Annotated in this window: 19 protein-coding genes and 1 tRNA gene; 15 read left to right on the top strand and 5 right to left on the bottom strand. The window is 31.0% G+C overall.

Annotated elements, in window-relative coordinates:
• Window positions 1–2 precede the first annotated feature (2 nt).
• The 7 genes from ACVC3Y_RS12140 to ACVC3Y_RS12170 all read left to right on the top strand — a co-directional run bounded on the left by ACVC3Y_RS12140 (window position 3) and on the right by ACVC3Y_RS12170 (window position 4156).
• Entirely contained in the window at window positions 3–686 is a 684-nt protein-coding gene (locus ACVC3Y_RS12140) for an SDR family NAD(P)-dependent oxidoreductase (RefSeq protein ID WP_452227041.1), read from the top strand.
• 117 nt (window positions 687–803) lie between these two features.
• On the top strand, window positions 804–1322 hold the full coding sequence (locus ACVC3Y_RS12145) for a glutathione peroxidase (protein ID WP_452227134.1): 519 nt from the start codon (window positions 804–806) through the stop codon (window positions 1320–1322).
• Window positions 1323–1326: 4 nt separating this feature from the next.
• Window positions 1327–1497 carry a Lacal_2735 family protein gene (locus ACVC3Y_RS12150; RefSeq protein ID WP_303423859.1) on the top strand — a complete coding sequence of 57 codons (171 nt, stop codon included), beginning with the start codon at window positions 1327–1329 and terminating at the stop codon, window positions 1495–1497.
• 1 nt (window position 1498) lies between these two features.
• Complete coding sequence (locus ACVC3Y_RS12155) at window positions 1499–1954, top strand: TspO/MBR family protein (protein ID WP_303423860.1); 456 nt, start codon at window positions 1499–1501, stop codon at window positions 1952–1954.
• Window positions 1954–2418: an SRPBCC family protein gene (locus ACVC3Y_RS12160; RefSeq protein ID WP_303423861.1), complete on the top strand. Its 465-nt coding sequence runs from the start codon at window positions 1954–1956 to the stop codon at window positions 2416–2418. Before ACVC3Y_RS12155 ends, ACVC3Y_RS12160 begins: the two co-directional genes overlap by 1 nt.
• On the top strand, window positions 2418–3728 hold the full coding sequence (locus ACVC3Y_RS12165; protein WP_452227042.1) for a cryptochrome/photolyase family protein: 1311 nt from the start codon (window positions 2418–2420) through the stop codon (window positions 3726–3728). The genes ACVC3Y_RS12160 and ACVC3Y_RS12165 overlap by 1 nt, the downstream gene beginning before the upstream one ends.
• Before the next feature lie 65 nt (window positions 3729–3793).
• On the top strand, window positions 3794–4156 hold the full coding sequence (locus ACVC3Y_RS12170) for a SnoaL-like domain-containing protein (protein WP_303423863.1): 363 nt from the start codon (window positions 3794–3796) through the stop codon (window positions 4154–4156).
• An 80-nt stretch (window positions 4157–4236) separates the two neighbouring features.
• Here the strand turns inward: ACVC3Y_RS12170 and murA are convergent, their stop codons facing one another.
• The 3 genes from murA to ACVC3Y_RS12185 all read right to left on the bottom strand — a co-directional run bounded on the left by murA (window position 4237) and on the right by ACVC3Y_RS12185 (window position 6572).
• Window positions 4237–5553: a UDP-N-acetylglucosamine 1-carboxyvinyltransferase gene (gene murA / locus ACVC3Y_RS12175; protein ID WP_452227043.1), complete on the bottom strand. Its 1317-nt coding sequence runs from the start codon at window positions 5551–5553 to the stop codon at window positions 4237–4239.
• Between the two features lie 6 nt (window positions 5554–5559).
• The gene (locus ACVC3Y_RS12180; RefSeq protein ID WP_303423865.1) at window positions 5560–6213 is read right to left on the bottom strand and encodes a DUF4290 domain-containing protein; all 654 of its coding nucleotides are present in this window, start codon (window positions 6211–6213) and stop codon (window positions 5560–5562) included.
• Between the two features lie 65 nt (window positions 6214–6278).
• The gene (locus ACVC3Y_RS12185; protein ID WP_303423866.1) at window positions 6279–6572 is read right to left on the bottom strand and encodes a DUF493 family protein; all 294 of its coding nucleotides are present in this window, start codon (window positions 6570–6572) and stop codon (window positions 6279–6281) included.
• 91 nt (window positions 6573–6663) lie between these two features.
• Between ACVC3Y_RS12185 and ACVC3Y_RS12190 the strand changes: the two genes are divergently transcribed.
• The 5 genes from ACVC3Y_RS12190 to ACVC3Y_RS12210 all read left to right on the top strand — a co-directional run bounded on the left by ACVC3Y_RS12190 (window position 6664) and on the right by ACVC3Y_RS12210 (window position 11200).
• Complete coding sequence (locus tag ACVC3Y_RS12190; RefSeq protein WP_303423867.1) at window positions 6664–7206, top strand: ATP-binding protein; 543 nt, start codon at window positions 6664–6666, stop codon at window positions 7204–7206.
• Entirely contained in the window at window positions 7206–9107 is a 1902-nt protein-coding gene (locus tag ACVC3Y_RS12195) for a RecQ family ATP-dependent DNA helicase (RefSeq protein WP_303423868.1), read from the top strand. Before ACVC3Y_RS12190 ends, ACVC3Y_RS12195 begins: the two co-directional genes overlap by 1 nt.
• Entirely contained in the window at window positions 9107–10054 is a 948-nt protein-coding gene (fmt, locus tag ACVC3Y_RS12200) for a methionyl-tRNA formyltransferase (protein ID WP_452227044.1), read from the top strand. The genes ACVC3Y_RS12195 and fmt overlap by 1 nt, the downstream gene beginning before the upstream one ends.
• 187 nt (window positions 10055–10241) lie before the next feature.
• Entirely contained in the window at window positions 10242–10517 is a 276-nt protein-coding gene (locus ACVC3Y_RS12205) for an HU family DNA-binding protein (protein WP_303424035.1), read from the top strand.
• Window positions 10518–10639: 122 nt separating this feature from the next.
• On the top strand, window positions 10640–11200 hold the full coding sequence (locus tag ACVC3Y_RS12210) for a YqgE/AlgH family protein (protein WP_303423870.1): 561 nt from the start codon (window positions 10640–10642) through the stop codon (window positions 11198–11200).
• Here ACVC3Y_RS12210 and ACVC3Y_RS12215 read toward each other — a convergent pair.
• Entirely contained in the window at window positions 11193–12038 is an 846-nt protein-coding gene (locus tag ACVC3Y_RS12215; protein WP_303423871.1) for an aminotransferase class IV, read from the bottom strand. The genes ACVC3Y_RS12210 and ACVC3Y_RS12215 overlap by 8 nt on opposite strands.
• A gap of 57 nt (window positions 12039–12095) precedes the next feature.
• On the bottom strand, window positions 12096–12482 hold the full coding sequence (locus tag ACVC3Y_RS12220) for an START-like domain-containing protein (protein WP_055442267.1): 387 nt from the start codon (window positions 12480–12482) through the stop codon (window positions 12096–12098).
• A 126-nt stretch (window positions 12483–12608) separates the two neighbouring features.
• Between ACVC3Y_RS12220 and ACVC3Y_RS12225 the strand changes: the two genes are divergently transcribed.
• The 3 genes from ACVC3Y_RS12225 (at window position 12609) to ACVC3Y_RS12235 (ending at window position 18596) form a co-directional block, all read left to right on the top strand.
• Window positions 12609–12682 (top strand) — tRNA-Met (locus ACVC3Y_RS12225).
• 190 nt (window positions 12683–12872) lie between these two features.
• Window positions 12873–14408 (top strand): T9SS type A sorting domain-containing protein, encoded by a 1536-nt coding sequence (locus tag ACVC3Y_RS12230; RefSeq protein WP_452227045.1) that lies wholly within the window; start codon window positions 12873–12875, stop codon window positions 14406–14408.
• Between the two features lie 75 nt (window positions 14409–14483).
• A complete protein-coding gene (locus tag ACVC3Y_RS12235) occupies window positions 14484–18596 on the top strand; it encodes a LamG-like jellyroll fold domain-containing protein (RefSeq protein ID WP_452227046.1) in 4113 nt (1370 codons plus the stop codon).
• Window positions 18597–18645 lie beyond the last annotated feature (49 nt).

Raw genomic sequence — 18645 nt, forward strand, 5'->3', positions numbered from 1 at the left:
TCATGAAAACATATATTATAATTGGTGGTAGCAAAGGAATTGGAAACGCAATACTAGAAACTTTAGCTGTAGATAATAAAGTTATCAATATAAGCAGGTCTACTCCTAACCTAGATCATGAAAATTTATCACATTTCAATTGTGATGTATTAACCGAAGAACTCCCAGAAGTTGAAACTGCAGATGGCTTAATATATTGTCCGGGAAGTATCAATCTTAAACCAATTAATAGATTAAAAATCGATGATTTTAAAGCAGATTTTGAAATAAATGTAATTGGAGCAGTAAAAGCAATTCAAAAGTATTTACCCATTTTAAAAAATGGTATAAAACCATCTATCGTACTATTTAGTACTGTAGCTTCAAAATTAGGAATGCCGTATCATGCAAGCATTGCAACAGCAAAATCTGGTGTAGAAGGTTTAGTAAAATCGCTTGGTGCAGAGTTAGCTCCTGCCATTAGAATTAATGCTATTGCGCCAACTGTAACAGACACCGAATTAGCTTCAAAACTCTTACGAAACGAAAAGATGAAAGAAAACATTACAGAGCGTCACCCATTAAAAAAATATCTAAAACCTAAAGAGGTTGCCGAAATGGCTGCATTTTTACTTTCAGAAAAAGCTTCTGCTATGTCTGGACAAATATTTGAAATGGATTGTGGAATTGTTTCTTTTAAATTATAATCATGAAATTTTTATATCTAATATCTTTAAACAAGAGATATTAATAATATGGAAGCTACAAGTAACCGATAAAAACAATAAAATAGATACATGAAATATCTAATAATTACTTTCATAATGTTCAACTTTTTTAATAAAATAAAAGCTCAAAATACACCTTCTACATCTATTTACAATATAGAAATAAACAGCTTAGAAGGAAACGCTATTGATTTATCAGAATATAAAGATAAAATGCTACTTATAGTTAATGTAGCATCAGAATGTGGATTTACAAAACAGTATTCAGATCTTCAAAAATTATATGATGAATATCAGGACACTTTAATGATTATTGGTGTTCCATGCAATCAATTTGGCAATCAAGAATCGGGAACTGCTAGTGAAATTCAGTCTTTTTGTAAGAAAAATTTTGGCGTTACCTTTTTAATGACCGAAAAAATAGACGTCAAAGGAAGTAACCAACACCCACTTTATAAGTGGCTAACCCAAAAAGAATTAAATGGTAAATCTAACTCTTCTGTAAAATGGAATTTTCAAAAATACTTAATCAACAAAAAAGGGCAATTAGTAGATTCTTATTTTTCTACAACCAATCCTACAAGTAATAAAATTGTAAAACATTTAAACCCGTAATATTATGTTTGGATTATTTAAAAAGAAATCAGAAAAGGAAAAGCTTCAAGAAAAGTACAATAAATTAATGAAAGAATGGCATCAACTTTCAAGTGTTAATAGAGCAGAGAGCGATAAAAAATACGAAGAAGCTAATGCGGTAATAGAACAAATAGAATTATTAAAAAAAGTATAATATGCCATTTTTTAAACGATTAATTGTTTTCTTAATTTTAAACTTTGGAGCACTAGCTTTAGGTCGTTGGCTCATGAATAATGGACCTAAAAGTGAATGGTACACGAGTTTAAACCAAGCACCTTGGACTCCTCCTGGTTGGGTTTTTGGTGTTGCTTGGACAGTAATAATGATTTGTTTTTCTATATATATGGCAAAATTATATTTAAAAACACCAACCCAAAAAGTGATAATGCTTTTTGGCATACAATTTACTCTAAATGTATTATGGAATTTCGTGTTTTTCAATCAGCAACAAATAGCCTTAGGTTTTATCGTAATTCTATTATTAACTATTTTAGTATGCACTTTCTTTTTTAAGTTTAGAAACATCAAAACAAGGTATCTTTTATTGCCGTACATAATTTGGCTTTTCATAGCTACTTCTCTTAACGCCTATATCCTTATCAATAATTAATGAAAATATATACACTACATAAAAAACAAAAACTTCCAATCTCAGTAGATACTGCTTGGGAGTTTCTTTCCAATCCAAAAAACCTAAAAGTAATCACTCCAGATTATATGAGTTTTAATATTCTTTCTGGAGCAGATAGACCTATGTTTGCTGGGCAAATTATTCAATACATTGTTACTCCTGTTTTAGGAATTAAAACAAAATGGGTTACAGAAATCACACACAAAGTAGATAATCATTATTTTGTAGACGAGCAACGTTTTGGTCCATATGCACTTTGGCACCATAAACACTTTATTAAAGAAATTGAAGGTGGTGTTGAAATGGAAGATATTATAGATTACAAAGTACCTTTTGGAATCCTTGGGCAAATCGTTCATCCTTTTCTAGTAAAACCTAAGCTTAAAGAGATTTTTGAATACAGAAAAGAAAAATTAGAAACCCTTTTTGGAACCTATAAATAATGAAAAAATCTATTAATATATTTTGGTTTCGAAGAGATTTAAGAATAGAAGATAATGCTGGTTTATTTCATGCATTAAAAGCAGGAAAACCGGTATTACTACTTTTTATTTTCGATAAAGAAATACTAGAAAACTTACCAAAACAAGATGCACGTGTTACTTTTATAAATAATACTTTACAAAATATCAATAAAGAATTACAAAGCAAATACAATAGTAGTATTGCTATGTATCATGGCAAACCTTTAGAAATTTATAAAACATTAGAAAAAAAATATTCTATAGATACCGTCTTTACAAATAGAGATTACGAACCCTATGCTAAAGATAGAGACTCAGAAATAAATACTTTTTTAGAAACTAAAAACATAGCCTTTAAAACCTTTAAAGACCACGTTATTTTTGAAAAAGAAGAAATAGTTAAAAAAGATGGTAAACCATATTTAGTGTACACACCTTATATGAAGGTATGGAAAGCTACATTCACTAAAAAAGAGGTAGCAACTTACGATTCTAAAAGTTTACTAAATCATGTATTAAAGAACGCTAATCTTCCAAATTTAAGTTTAAAGGATATTGGGTTTGCAAAATCAACTCAAGAAATAAAACCTTATAACGTTAATGCATCTTTAATACAGAATTACGAAGCAACTAGAAATTTCCCTGCACAAGACAGCACTTCTAGACTTGGACCACATTTACGTTTTGGGACAGTAAGTATAAGAAATATGGTACGTAAAGCAATTTCAGAAGCTAATGAAATATTCTGGCAAGAGTTAATTTGGAGAGAGTTTTTTATTCAAATTCTATGGCATTTTCCACAAACAATAACTTACAGTTTTAAACCACAATATGATCGTATTATTTGGCGAAATAACGAAGAAGAATTTAAACGTTGGTGCGAAGGAAAAACAGGGTACCCATTGGTAGATGCTGGTATGCGGCAATTAAAGAAAACAGGTTTTATGCATAATAGAGTTCGTATGTTGGTTGGTAGTTTTTTATGCAAACACCTATTGATTGATTGGCGCTTAGGAGAAGCTTATTTTGCCGAAAAATTACACGATTATGAAATGGCTAGCAATATTGGCAATTGGCAATGGGTTGCAGGTTCTGGTGTAGATGCAGCTCCTTACTTTAGAATTTTTAATCCAACCACACAAATTCAAAAATTTGATAAAAATCTCGAATATATAAAAAAATGGGTTCCAGATTTTCAAGAACTTACCTATCCGAAACCAATTGTCGATCATAGAGAAGCTAGAGAACGTTGTTTAACCACATATAAAACAGCCTTAAACGTACCGTAACTAAATATTAACACCTACTTATTATTAGTTTCCGTATCTTTAAGAAAACAATTAAAACTAAAGATATGAATACTAAAGAGGTTGCCAATAAATGGTGGAACATGTGCAAAGAAGGAAAAAACTTAGATTGCGTAAATGAACTGTATGCCGAAAATGTGGTAAGTAGAGAAATGCCCGGAATGCCAGGAGAAATATTAGAAGGAAAACAGAATATTTGGAACAAAAGCAAAGATTGGCTAGAAAGTGTTGAAGACTTTCACGCTAGCGAAATTAGTGAACCTGTTGTTGCTGGTAACTTTTTTACTGCAAAAATGAGTTTCGATTGCACTTTTAAAGAAAGAGGAAGACAAAAAATGGAAGAGGTTTGTGTGTACGAAGTAAAAGACGGAAAAATTGCCAGTGAGCAATATTTTTATAATATGGAATAAATACACCAATGTGATTTAAAACAAAAAAGCTTCGAAATTACTTTCGAAGCTTTTTTGTTTTAATAAATATAATTATTGTTTTAGTTTCCTTCAACACGTTCAATCTTTGCGCCAATAGCACGAAGACGTTCATCAATATTTTCATACCCTCTATCAATTTGCTCAATATTATGAATAGTAGAGGTTCCTTTTGCAGATAAAGCTGCAATTAACAAAGAAACTCCTGCTCTAATATCTGGAGAAGTCATGGTTGTTGCTTTTAAAGTAGAATTAAAATCATGACCAATAACGGTTGCTCGATGTGGATCACAAAGAATAATTTTTGCTCCCATATCTATCAATTTATCGACAAAAAACAAACGAGATTCAAACATTTTTTGATGTACTAAAGCAGATCCTCTTGCTTGAGTAAGTACGGTTAAAACAATACTCAATAAATCTGGAGTAAATCCTGGCCAAGGCGCATCAGCAATAGTTAAAATAGAACCATCGATATAATTCTGTATTTCATAACCATCTTTATGTGCTGGAATGTAAATATCATCTCCTTGTCTTTCAATAGTAATCCCTATTTTTCTAAAAACATCTGGAATTTGTCCTAAATCATCCCAACTCACATTGGTAATAGTAAGTTCACTTTTAGTCATAGCAGCTAGACCAATCCAACTACCTATTTCAATCATATCTGGAAGCATTCTATGTTCTGTTCCTCCCAATGTCTCAACACCTTCAATGGTCAACATATTAGAACCAACACCAGAAATTTTTGCTCCCATTCTATTCAACATTTTACAAAGCTGTTGCAAATAAGGTTCACAAGCTGCGTTATAAATGGTGGTTGTTCCTTCTGCTAAAACAGCAGCCATAACTATATTTGCGGTTCCAGTAACAGAAGCTTCATCTAGCAACATATAAGTTCCTTTTAGCTTGTCTGCTTCTACACCATAAAAGTGATCTTCGCGATTGTATCTAAATTTTGCGCCAAGATTAATAAAACCTTCAAAGTGTGTATCTAGTCTACGTCTCCCAATTTTATCTCCTCCTGGTTTCGGGATATATCCTTTTCCAAAACGCGCTAATAATGGTCCAACAATCATGATAGAACCTCTTAATCCGCGACCATCTATTTTAAATTGTTCCGACTCTAAATAATTTAGGTTTACTTCATCTGCTTGAAAAGTATAAGAACCTTTTCCTATTTTAGCAACCTTTACTCCTAGTTTTCCTAGTAATTCTATCAGTTTATTGACATCTACAATATCTGGAATATTATTTATAGTTACCAATTCTGGCGTTAATAAAACAGCACATAAAATTTGTAAGGCTTCGTTTTTTGCTCCTTGAGGTTGTATTTTACCTTTTAATTGGTGACCTCCTTCAATTTTAAATGTTCCCATGAAATACTAGTAGCGTTTTCTATTTCGATTTTGGTTGTTATTCTTTTTATAATGCGTTTTCTTAGTATTAGAATTGGTGTATTTCTTTTTACTTCGCATTAAACTGGTAGCGTCTGATAAATCTTCATCAGAACCTTTTAAATTAATTTTACCATCCGACAATTCGAATAAATGATTAAAGATCACATCATCTTCTACGGTATCTTTATTCCAATTTAAAAAACACTTTTTCATGTGATTTGCAATAGTATATACTAATGCTTCTTTCATCTCTCCTTCTTCCCAAGTATTAGCAACATCAATCATCGTTTTTATGTTATTACCATAAAACCTGTATTTTGGAAAATTTTGTGGGTATTTTAATGTTTCTGGTCTTGCGTATAATTCTTCTCGAGACGGTTTAGGGTATGGAGAATCTACATCCAATTCAAAATCTGCCATAATAAAAAGCTGATCCCAAAGTTTATGTTGAAAATCTGGTACGTCTCTTAAATGCGGCTGCATGTTTCCCATTACCGCAATAATCGCTTTTGCTAATTTATTACGTTCTTCTTTGGTTTCTCGAGTTTTAGCATGATTAATCATTTTCTGCATATGTCTTCCATACTCAGGAATAATTAAATGCTCACGCTCTGTGTTGTATTCTAAAATATCTATCAAAATTTAAGTGTAGAGTTATATTAATTGCACGTAGTTATTATGCTTGTGCAAAGTACAAAAAATATTTAAAGGCTAATAACTCCTTCTACATTTTCTGCAACTTCTTTATATTTTGCAATTACAGCTTCTGGATCTTGCATTAACACATGTATAGAAACACTGGTGTATTTTCCGTTTTTTGACTCAATTGTATTAATAACAGCCCCAATATTGTTAAATAAAGCTTCAATTTCTGCAATTTTATGTAAATCAGATTTTACTATAAATTTATATAAATACTTAGATGGCCAAGTTGCTGTGTCGTACAGTTGGGCCTTTAATTTGGTATAAAACTCTTCTGGATTTTGTTTTTCGCTCATGTTTAAATAGTAAGTTGCAAAGATACAGTTTCCTTTACATTTTTTATTTATAATTTAAATTCCGATTTTTACACCCAAAACCTTGCCAAATTTGAATACTAAAAAAATTGTTATTACTGGAGGACCAGGAACAGGAAAAACTTCTATAATTAATGAACTTACTAAACGTGGTTATCATTGTATGGAAGAAATATCGAGACAGATTACCTTAAAAGCTCGCGAAGATGGTATAGAACAGCTCTTTCTAACAGAACCACTTCTATTTAGCGAACTGCTTTTAAAAGGAAGAAAACAACAATTTGTGGATGCAGATGCATTAACTAATGATTTTGTTTTTTTAGATAGAGGTATTCCTGACGTTTTGGCTTATATGGATTTTATAGGAGACGATTATCCTAAAGAGTTTGAAGATGCCTGTAAAGAAAACCTATACGATCATGTTTTTATTTTAGCGCCTTGGCAAGAAATATTTAGTAGCGATAGCGAACGTTACGAAAATTTTGAGCAAGCTATAGAAATACACAAACACTTATTAAACACCTACAAAACATACAATTACAGTTTACTAGATGTGCCTTTTGGTGCTATTGAAAGTAGAACAGACTTTATTTTAAATGTGGTTAAAGCATTATAATGCAAAATGCTATAAACATATTAGAACGCTACTGGAACTTTACTAGTTTCCGGCCTTTTCAAGAAGACATTATTAATGCGGTAATAGCAGGAGAAGATGTTATGGCACTTATGCCTACTGGAGGAGGAAAATCTTTATGTTTTCAAATTCCCGCTCTTGCTAAAGACGGTATATGTATTGTAATTTCTCCTTTGGTTGCTTTAATGAAAAATCAAGTACAAGCTTTAACAGACAAAGGGATTAAAGCTATTGCGCTTACTAGCGGAATACATTATAAAGAATTAGATGCACTTTTAGACAATTGCATTTATGGTAATTATAAGTTTCTTTATCTTTCGCCAGAACGTTTACAACAAGAATTGGTTCAAGATAGAATACGACAAATGCATGTAAATCTAATTGCTGTAGACGAAGCACATTGTATCTCGCAATGGGGAAATGATTTTAGACCTTCTTATAAAAATATCGAATTACTTAGGCAACTTAAACCAAACGCGAATTGTATTGCACTTACAGCTTCTGCAACACCCAATGTAGTTGAAGATATTGTTAAAGAACTCGATTTTATTAATCCCAAAATATTTAAACAATCTTTTGCAAGAACCAATCTAGCTTATATGGTTTTTCATGAAAATGATAAATTTTACAAAATGGAAAGCATTTTAAAAAAACAAAATGCACCTTCTATAATTTATGTGAGAAATAGAAAAGCTACTCTAGACATTTCTAGTCTTTTAACTAAACAAAATATTAGTGCTACTTATTATCATGGTGGACTTAGTAATGCCGAAAAAGACACAAATCTAAATAATTGGTTAAACAATAAAAAACAAGTAATGGTTGCTACTAATGCCTTTGGGATGGGAATTGACAAACCAGATGTAAAAACAGTTATTCATCTTAACCTTCCAGAGAGTATAGAAAGCTATTTTCAAGAAGCCGGTCGTGCTGGAAGAAATGGAAAAAAAGCATTTGCTGTTATTTTAAAAAACAATAGCGATGAAGCATTAGTTAAAAAGCAATTTTTAGACGCATTACCTACAGTAGATTTTGTAAAACAAGTATACCGAAAATTATGTAGCTACTTTCAAATATCATATGGTGAAGGTGTAGACACAACGCATCAATTTAATTTTAACCATTTTTGCAAAACGTATAAATTCAATACTATTTTAAGTTATAATGCGCTTCAATTTTTAGACAGAAGTAGTGTTATTAGTTTATCCAAACAATTCAACAGGCAAACGCTTGTACAATTTACTATTAGTAATACTAGTTTATTTTCCTATTTAAAAAATAATAACCACTTAAGTGTCGTTGTAAAATCAATACTAAGAACCTATGGTGGAATTTTTGACCAGGAAATAAAATTAAACACAACATTAATTGCAGATAAAGCTTCGGTTAAAGAAAATATTGTTATTAAAGTATTGAAGCAACTCGAAAAAGATGAAATAATTACATTAAGCGATTCTAAAACAGATGCAGAAATCACATTCATAGAGCCTCGAGAAGACGATAAAACAATTAATGTGATTGCTTCTATATTAAAGCAACAAAATGCCTTAAAACAACAACAAGTAGCTTCTATTTTAAATTATGTTAAAAACGAAGACATATGCAAAAGTATACAACTACTCTCCTATTTTGGTGAAAAAGACATACAGTCTTGCGGAATTTGCTCAGTTTGTATTACCAAAAATAATACTGGAGTTAAAGATATAAAACTATTAAAAAACGCTATTATTAGCTTGCTCGAAAATGGCGATTTATCCTCTAGAGCAATATTAAAAGAGTTACCCTTTTCTGAAAAAGCTATCAATGAAATGATCCAATTACTTTTAGAACATCATATTATCACCATTACAAAAACAAACACCTACAAATTAGCACATATATAATGAGAAATTTAAGAATAATATTTATGGGAACGCCAGACTTTGCAGTTGCCACTTTACAAACTTTAGTAGAAAACAAATATAACATTGTTGGTGTTATTACAGCTCCAGACAAACCAGCTGGTCGTGGGAGAAAACTTAACGAATCTGCTGTAAAGCAATATGCAAAATCTCAAGATTTACATATTATGCAACCAACCAATTTAAAAGCAGAATCTTTTACCGAAGAATTAGCGAGTTTACATGCAAACTTACAAATTGTTGTTGCATTTAGAATGTTACCAAAAGTGGTTTGGCAAATGCCAGAATATGGTACTTTTAACCTACACGCTTCCTTATTACCAAATTATCGTGGTGCTGCTCCAATTAATTGGGCCATTATAAATGGGGAAACAAAAACAGGAATATCTACTTTCTTTATAGATGAAAAAATTGATACTGGTGCTATGATTTTACAAGAAGAAATTAGTATTGGCGAAAACGAAAATGCAGGAAGTCTTCATGATAAATTAATGTGCTTAGGAAGCGATTTAGTTATAAAAACAGTATCTCTAATTGCTAAAGGAGATGTAGAAACGACTCCACAACTAGAACATGCCGAAATAAAAACGGCTTACAAACTAAACAAAGACAATTGCAAGATTGATTTTAATGCATCTTTAGATAATATATACAATAAAGTAAGAGGATTAAGTCCATATCCTGCAGCGTGGTGTATTTTAGAAAATAATGAAGAAAGATTAGATATTAAAATTTATGCTGCCGAAAAAGAACTAGAAACACATGATTTAGAAATAGGAACAGTAATAACGACTAAGAAAGAGATAAAGGTTTCTGTTCAAGAAGGTTACTTAATTATTAAAGAAATTAAGCTTCCAGGTAAACGAAAAATGGAAGCAAAATCACTTTTAAACGGTTATAAATTGGATACAAACGCAAAAATGCTGTAAAGCCTTATGCTTATTGACTTGTTAAAAATTAGCTAAAATCTGCTAGCTTTATTAACAAAAGGTATAAGTTATTAACAAAATAGCGTATTTCCCTTGCTATTACTTGCGTGATTTGAATTTCCGTATAATTTTGTAGAGGATATAACAATAATGTTTAACCAACAATTTATTAATAATTAAAAATAAAATTATGAACAAAACAGATTTAATCGACGCAATGGCAGAACACGCAGGAATTACTAAAGCAGCTTCTAAGAAAGCTTTAGAATGTGCGTTAATAGAAATTGAAGGTGCTTTACAAAAAGGAAATAGAGTTTCTTTAGTAGGATTTGGTTCTTGGTCAGTTTCAAAAAGAGCTGCAAGAGACGGAAGAAACCCTCAAACAGGAGCTACAATAAAAATTAAAGCTAAAAACGTTGTTAAGTTTAAAGCAGGTTCAGATTTATCTAGCGCTGTAAACTAATTCTTTTTTAGAATATTATAAAAGCCTTCTTACTTAAGAAGGCTTTTTTTTTATCTTAAGCCTAATAAATATTGGTTTATTAATAAAATTTTACTAGATTTAATTAGCCAAAATAAATCTTTATGATTTCAACCAAACCAAAAAAAGGCAATTTACTCATAGCAGAGCCTTCTATTATTGGAGACATGTCCTTTAATAGATCCATTGTATTGCTAGCAGATCACAATAAAGAGGGTTCTATTGGTTTTATTTTAAACAAGCCTCTAGAATATACTATACATGATCTTATTCCAGAAATTGAAGCCGAGTTTAAAGTATATAATGGTGGTCCTGTAGAACAGGATAATTTATATTTTATTCATAAAGTACCAGAATTAATACCGAATAGTATTGAGATTTCTTTGGGTATTTTTTGGGGAGGTGACTTTAATAAAGTTGCAGAACTTATTGCAGAGAAAAAATTAAATGAAAAACATATTCGTTTCTTTTTAGGATATTCTGGTTGGGAAGCAAACCAGCTCAAAGAAGAATTAAAATCTAATTCTTGGGTAGTAACAGAAAATATATATAAAAAAGAAATTATAGAAAAAAACTGTGAAGCTTTCTGGAAAGAAAAAATGGTAGAACTTGGTGGTGAATATAGTATTTGGTCTAATGCACCAGAAAACCCTAGCCTTAATTAGATAATCTTATTTTTACATTTAGTTTTTTCACTAAATCTTGAGCTAGTATATTCTTAAATTCTTTTTTTCTGTATTTTGTTATAGACTGTATTCCAGTAATTACGTTGGTAATAAATAATTCATCTGCTTTTTGCAATTCAAAAGGAGAAATAGAAACTTCTTCTAAAGTTAACTCAGGCATTAATGCTATTATATCCATTATTTGTTTACGCATAACCCCTTTTAAGCAACCATCTGCCAATGGAGGTGTTTTAATAGTTCTCCCTTTTACTAAAAACAGGTTTCCATTTAATGCTTCAATAACATTCTTGTTGGTGTTTAATAATAAACAATTATCTAAAGTGTTTTCTTTTGCATAAATACTCCCTACTACATGCAGTGCTTTATTATTTGTTTTTAAGGTAGATAATAAACTAGGTGACACATAATAATCTTTAAATAAATCCACCTCATATTTTTCCTGATTTATAAGATAAAAATCATTTTCAACTGCTGCAGTGCTAATAACATAATCCACCTCGTTATGTTTTGGCAAATATAAGCCCCCAACAACTCGATTTACCATAAACTTAATTCTTGCAGATGCAGTAGCTAAATGATTTGCTTTTAAAGTTTCTAAAATTTGTTCTTCTAAAAACTCCATAGTAAAATGCATAGGAATTTCCATACGCATAATACGCATTGAAGCCATTAACCTAAAATAATGATCTTCAAAGAACATTAGTTTACCATGTGAATATTTTATGGTTTCAAACAATGCATCTCCATAATTAAAGCCTCTATTATTAAACGAAATAATAACTGTTTCGTTAGTAATATTTCCATTAAAATTTATCATAAAAAAAGTCCCGAAAATAAATTCGGGACAAATATAAGTTTAATAATTGTATTCTTTTTAAGCAGAACCTAATACTTGTTTTAAATCTGAGATTTGATTTTCCCATAACATTTTAGATTCTTCAACTTCGTCTTCATCAGCAAAATCTGTAATCATTATAGAAACATCTTTAGTAATTTCGTCTACCTGAATTCTAATTTCAAAATAAGTAGAACTATCTTCATCATCTAACCATTTAAATTTTATACGTTCTCCACTCTTTTTACTTAACAGTTTTGCTTCTTCTTCAGAACCATCCCAAATAAATTTAAAAAATTCGCCGCGTGAATTTACGTTTTCTGCATACCATTCGGATAAACCGGAAGGTGTAGAAATATATTGATATAATAATTGTGGTGATGCGTGTATAGGGAATTCTAATTCGTATTTAACTTTATCGTCCATATAAAAAATAATATTTTGTTCAATATATACATTTAATTATAAAGTTCTAAAATTTATTTTTAAAATATTTCATTTTGTTTGTTTGCGTGCTTGATATTTGTTTTTATATTTGCAAACTCAAATTATGGCGAGGTAGCTCAGTTGGTTAGAGCGTTGGATTCATAACCCAGAGGTCACGAGTTCAAATCTCGTTCTCGCTACTATAAAAGCTCTTATTAACTTAAGAGCTTTTTTTATACCTAATAATTAAAAAAAATGCATTTTATCGGTTTTTTTTGCTTTTCATGGATGATTTATTGAAAATTTAATTATATTAGCCAAAAGATAAAATTACCTCTCAATTTTGTATTTACATTTAATTACAATTTTGAATTACATAAAGCCCAAATTATGAAACAACTTAACTTAATTATTACAATTATATATAGTATCTTTTTTTATCCTTCTTCAAATGTTTACGCGCAAAACCCTGGACAGTCAGAATTTGATGGAAGTGGAAACAACTATATAGAATATATACATGGTAACCTACCCATAATCATTTCTGCTCCTCATGGAGGCACCATTACTTCTGGTCCTTTACCAAATAGAAGTTGTGGTATCAACGAACCTGACGATAATACCGCAATTTTAATAAGAGCTATACAAGATGAAATTTTTGCGCAAACTGGAGGTTATGCACATGTTATTATTAATAATTTAAATAGACGAAAACTAGACCCTAATCGCGAAGTAAATGAGGCTACTTGTAGTAGTAACACTAATGCGAGCGATACGAATAATGCTTTATTTTATTGGAATGCATGGCATCAATTTATTGATGATGCAAGTAATAGTGTTGAAACAAATTGGGGAAAAGGTTTATATATTGATTTACATGGGCAAAGCCATACTACTCCTAGAATTGAGATTGGCTACAGAATATCACGTGCTAATTTAACAAACAGTACTCCTAACCATTTAAATTCAGTTACAGGGTCTACAATAACAAATTTAGTAGCAGATAATATTAATAATTACACACAAGAAGAATTAGTTAGAGGAGCAAATAGTTTAGGAGCTTTATTTCATAACGCTCCAGGAACGTATTATGCAGGTCAAAACTACCCTGGTTGTGGAAGAAATGGTACTAACGGCTATAGAGCGACTCCAAGCAATTTTAATGGAGGTAGTGGTAGTTGTTATGATTATGCTCCTAACAATAGCAATTATTTTAGCGGTTTTTATTACAATAATGAACGTCATGGATCTGGACCAGCTACCAGTGATGGAACAGGTGGTGGTGGTACAGTTGATGGTATCATGACAGAAGTAAATAGAAGGGTAAGAGATGTAGGTAGTACACTAGAACCTTTTGCAATAGATTACGCAAATGTGGTATTAAATTATATAGACATTCATTATAATGACTTTACAGTATTTAATTACGGTAATACAACATATGATGTAACAGATGCTGATCCTACTCCTATTATTAATGGTGTTTCTGGAGGACAATTTACAAGTACAGCAGGTTTAGCAATAAACATTAATACTGGAGAAATAGATGCTTCAAATTCTATTGCTGGCATATATTCGATTACGTATGCTTATGGCCCAACATCTACTGCTTTTCCAAATGGATATTATAGTACAAGTAGAAATGTTGAAATTACAGATAGCACTTTAAATATTGACGATATAGAAAGGGAACATTTAATATTTGTATACCCAAACCCAACCAATGATTTCATTCGTTTTAAATCTTCAAAAAATATATCTAATGTAATTGTTTTTAATGCTATAGGACAGACCATTGAAAAATATACTCTTAATAAAAACTCAGGCAGAATAGATTTTTCTAATTACCCTACAGGATTATATATAGTACAATTTATGGATGATAGTATGATAAAAATATTAACCAAACAAATACTAAAAAGGTAACTCCTACTTTAGTATTTTTTTAAACATAAGCGTTTACCTTTTTTAAATTTTAGTCCCAAACTAAAACTTAACCTCATGAAAAAAACAACCTTATTACGTTCTAGACGTGCACTATTATTTGCTGCCTTTTTAGTACTAAATATATCTTTTGCACAAGTAAATGTTGCGCCAGGAAATACACCTGAAAACTTGCAACTATGGATGAAAGGAAATACGGGTACTAGTGCAACAGCAAATGGGCAACAAGTAGAAAATTGGATAGATAATTCGTCAAATACTTTTACTGCAACAAAAGGAGGTTCTAATGCTCCTATTTATGTGCATGAAGCAATAAATTTTAATCCTGCATTAAGATTTGATAGAGAAAACAAAAGGTATTACAAAATTCCTACAGCTTCCGTTTCTGGCACAGGTTTAGATATTACTCCTTCTCCTGCTTCGCCAACAGTTTCAAAAAGATCTGATATGACTATTTTTGCTGCTTTTTTAACAGATGGAAGTGGAGCTGGAACCATGTTATCAAGAGCTAGCAACGATTCTAGAAGTTACCAACTATGGTTAGGAGATAGAGATCGAGTGGTACATTACACATTAGGAAGAACCGAAGGAACTAGCCAATCAGACCCAAATAGTGGTATTAATTATGGTATTACGCATGCTAGAAATGACCCAAAAATTTCATCGGTTACCATAGATATTAATACCGACTTAAGTAATGATCCAAATACAAACAAAATACTTCGATATGTAAATGGATATTTAGACCCTTTAACCACACACACAGATGGAGATGCAGGATTTGGTACTGGAGAAACCACTAATATGGATGTGCTTATTGGCGCTAGAAGAAACAGTAATAATAATGACTCTGAAAATGAATTAACAGGAGATCTCGCAGAAATAATTGTATATAACCGAGCATTAAACGCTACAGAAAGACAAAAAGTAGAAACCTATTTAGCAATTAAATATGGTATTACTTTAGGGTATAATGATGAATATTATAGATATGAAAATACTCCAAATCAAATAACAAACTTTGGCTATTCTGGTACAAGTAACAATTACCTCCTATCTAATAGCTCTATCGCATGGTCAGGAAATGAGAATGCAGGATTTGGTTATAATGTTTTTGGAATAGCAAGAGATGATGGTTCTGCATTATTGCAATTAAAATCTAAAAGTGTTCATGTAGAAGAAATCACAAAAAACACCTCCATAATTACAGTAGAAGATGAATCTGGTAGTATTTCAAACGACAAAGATTATTTGTTAATAGGGAATAATGGTGCAACAGTACAATTACAAGCTTCATCTGTACCAGAAAGAGTTACTAGTACAATAAACAGAATTTGGAAAGCTCGAGAAAGTAATAACGATGTTGGAACAGTAAAATTAGATTTCGATTTAAGTCAATTTAATATTTCTGAAGCTGCAAATTTAGAGTTAATTGTGTCCAACAACAGTAACTTAACCAATTATAAAAATTATTCAGGAAGCTATAACAACACATCTAAAACAGTTACATTTACTGGTGTAAATTTAAAAGATGCAGAATATTTTACATTAGCAAAACTTCAAGAAATACAAGCTTCGCAACATTTATCCTTTAATGGTACATCACAATTTATAGATTTAGAAAACAACTTAGATTTGGGAAATACTTTTACTATTTCTACTTGGGTTAACAGACAAACAAGCGCTACTTCTATGTCTATTCTATCAAAAAGAGATGCTAGATTTAGTAATGGAGGTTATGATTTACATATAACGGCAAATGGCAAAATAAATATGTCTTGGAAAAACACCCTAACTACTAACATAACATCTAACACTACTATTCCTGTTGGCAAATGGCATCATGTAGCTATAATTTATTCAGGGAACTTATTAAAAATCTATATTGATGGCATAGAAGATAAGACTTCTTCAACCATTGCAAACCCAATAAACAATACCTATGAAGCTGTTATTGGTGCTTCAAATAAGAAGAATCCTATACAATATTATAAAGGGAGTTTAGATGAATTACGTGTCTGGAATATCGCATTATCAGAAAATCAACTACGTTATATCATGAATCAAGAAATTAGAAGTAATGGAGCAATGGTTTCTGGTGTAATTATACCTAGTACAATTTCTAAAAATGAAGTTGAAACACTTTCATGGGCAAACCTCAAAGCCTATTATCCGTTTTCGTATGTTCGCGGAAATTGTGTATTCAATAAATCATCTAATACAACACAAAACGGTAGGCTTTACAATACTCTAACCGCTGCAATAAACACCCAAACGGCGCCGCTTCCATATCGCTCTACCGGAAATGGAAACTGGAATACTGAAAATACTTGGTTAAACGGAAATACTCAAAATATTCCCGGAACAACTTCTATAGTAGACAACACTAAAACTGTCGACTGGAATATTATTGTAACAAATCATAATATTCCTATGGATAATGCGAACTTACCTAATGAAAACAGAGTTTTACTTGGCTTATTGGTAAATTCAAATAAACTAACACTTAATGGTGATAATTTAACTAAAACAGGAAACGGTCTTACCATTTCACATTATTTGAATTTAGATGGAGAAATTGATTTACAAGGAGAGTCTCAACTAATTCAAACAAACGGTAGTGATTTAGACATTAATAGTGCAGGGTTTATTGAAAAAGACCAACAAGGTACTCAAGATTATTTTACATATAATTATTGGTCATCTCCAGTTGGCGTTAGAAATTCAACATCAAACAATAATAGCTACACTTTAAACGATAATATTTTTAAAGATGGTTCAGATCCTAATACTCCTGTAAACATGAATTTTGTTTCTGGTTATAATGGAAATAACGGAAATCCTATAAGTATTGCAAATTATTGGATATGGAAGTTTAGTAACAGAACCTCACAAGATTATGCCTCTTGGCAGCACATTCGGAATACCGGAACATTATTTTCGGGAGAAGGCTTTACCATGAAAGGAGTTACAAATACAAATAATAATGTAAGCTTAGAACAAAACTATGTATTCGAAGGAAAACCAAACAACGGAGAAATTACACTCCCAATAAATGCTGGTAATGATTATCTAGTTGGTAACCCTTATGCTTCTGCAATAGATGCAGAAAAATTCATTTTAGACAATGGACCTTCTATTGCTGGAAACGGAAATACCACAGGTACTCTTTATTTCTGGGAACATTGGGGAGGAGGATCACATAACCTCGCAGATTACCAAGGAGGTTATGCGACATACAATCTTGCTGGCGGCACTCCTTGTGCTTCTTTAGGAACTAATGATCCAGATCTAGCAACTGGAGGTACTCTTACAAAAATACCAGGTCAATATATTCCTGTGGCACAAGGTTTCTTTGTAACTGGTGAAGCAAATGGTACTTTAAAATTTAATAACGGACAACGTGTTTTTCAAAAAGAAAACACTAGTACTTCTGTATTTGTACGAACTGATCAAGCAAACTCCTCTCCTACTGCTAATGCAGATAATGGAGATGATAGAGTTAAAATTAGACTCGGTTTCAACTCTGTAAACACACTACATAGGCAACTACTTCTTACGCAAGACGAAAGAGCAACTAGCAACTATGACTGGGGATTTGATGCTAAAAACATCAATCTACAAATAGACGACATGTACTGGATAATTGAAGGTGAAAAATGCACAATTCAAGGTATAGATCAAATAACTGAAACCACTATAATACCAATTGGTATACATCTTAGAGACGCAGGATTAAACACCATAACTATTGATGCATTAGTAAATTTTCCTGAAGATTTACAAATATATCTACACGATAAAACCCTTGGTATTTATCACAATTTAAAAACTAGCAACTATGAAATAGAATTGCCTGCTGGTCTTCATTTAGAACGTTTTGAAATTACATTCACCAATCCATCTTTAAGTATTAATGATGTTGAAATGCAAAACCTAGAAGTATACTTTTCAAATAACACTAAAAATATTATAATTAATAACCCAAAAAATCTACAGATTGAAAATACTTCAATGATAAACTTACTTGGACAAAAAATATATAGTTTTAAAAACACTACTAATAAGAATTATATAGAATACAAAATACAAAAACTTAGTACTGGAACTTATATTATTAACTTAGAAACGGAAATTGGTCAAATATCTAAAAAAGTTATAGTTAAATAATTATCCCACAAATTTAGTACTAATAACAGCTAAAATTAATAAAAAAAAC

This window comes from Lacinutrix cladophorae (assembly GCF_053604645.1).

Bases quoted from the DNA above. Each gene is read 5' to 3' on its own strand.
- ACVC3Y_RS12140 (WP_452227041.1), top strand. From the start codon at position 3: ATGAAAACATATATTATAATTGGTGGTAGCAAAGGAATTGGAAACGCA.
- ACVC3Y_RS12145 (WP_452227134.1), top strand. From the start codon at position 804: ATGTTCAACTTTTTTAATAAAATAAAAGCTCAAAATACACCTTCTACA.
- ACVC3Y_RS12150 (WP_303423859.1), top strand. From the start codon at position 1,327: ATGTTTGGATTATTTAAAAAGAAATCAGAAAAGGAAAAGCTTCAAGAA.
- ACVC3Y_RS12155 (WP_303423860.1), top strand. From the start codon at position 1,499: ATGCCATTTTTTAAACGATTAATTGTTTTCTTAATTTTAAACTTTGGA.
- ACVC3Y_RS12160 (WP_303423861.1), top strand. From the start codon at position 1,954: ATGAAAATATATACACTACATAAAAAACAAAAACTTCCAATCTCAGTA.
- ACVC3Y_RS12165 (WP_452227042.1), top strand. From the start codon at position 2,418: ATGAAAAAATCTATTAATATATTTTGGTTTCGAAGAGATTTAAGAATA.
- ACVC3Y_RS12170 (WP_303423863.1), top strand. From the start codon at position 3,794: ATGAATACTAAAGAGGTTGCCAATAAATGGTGGAACATGTGCAAAGAA.
- murA (WP_452227043.1), bottom strand. From the start codon at position 5,553: ATGGGAACATTTAAAATTGAAGGAGGTCACCAATTAAAAGGTAAAATA.
- ACVC3Y_RS12185 (WP_303423866.1), bottom strand. From the start codon at position 6,572: ATGAGCGAAAAACAAAATCCAGAAGAGTTTTATACCAAATTAAAGGCC.
- ACVC3Y_RS12195 (WP_303423868.1), top strand. From the start codon at position 7,206: ATGCAAAATGCTATAAACATATTAGAACGCTACTGGAACTTTACTAGT.
- fmt (WP_452227044.1), top strand. From the start codon at position 9,107: ATGAGAAATTTAAGAATAATATTTATGGGAACGCCAGACTTTGCAGTT.
- ACVC3Y_RS12210 (WP_303423870.1), top strand. From the start codon at position 10,640: ATGATTTCAACCAAACCAAAAAAAGGCAATTTACTCATAGCAGAGCCT.
- ACVC3Y_RS12215 (WP_303423871.1), bottom strand. From the start codon at position 12,038: ATGATAAATTTTAATGGAAATATTACTAACGAAACAGTTATTATTTCG.
- ACVC3Y_RS12220 (WP_055442267.1), bottom strand. From the start codon at position 12,482: ATGGACGATAAAGTTAAATACGAATTAGAATTCCCTATACACGCATCA.
- ACVC3Y_RS12230 (WP_452227045.1), top strand. From the start codon at position 12,873: ATGAAACAACTTAACTTAATTATTACAATTATATATAGTATCTTTTTT.
- ACVC3Y_RS12235 (WP_452227046.1), top strand. From the start codon at position 14,484: ATGAAAAAAACAACCTTATTACGTTCTAGACGTGCACTATTATTTGCT.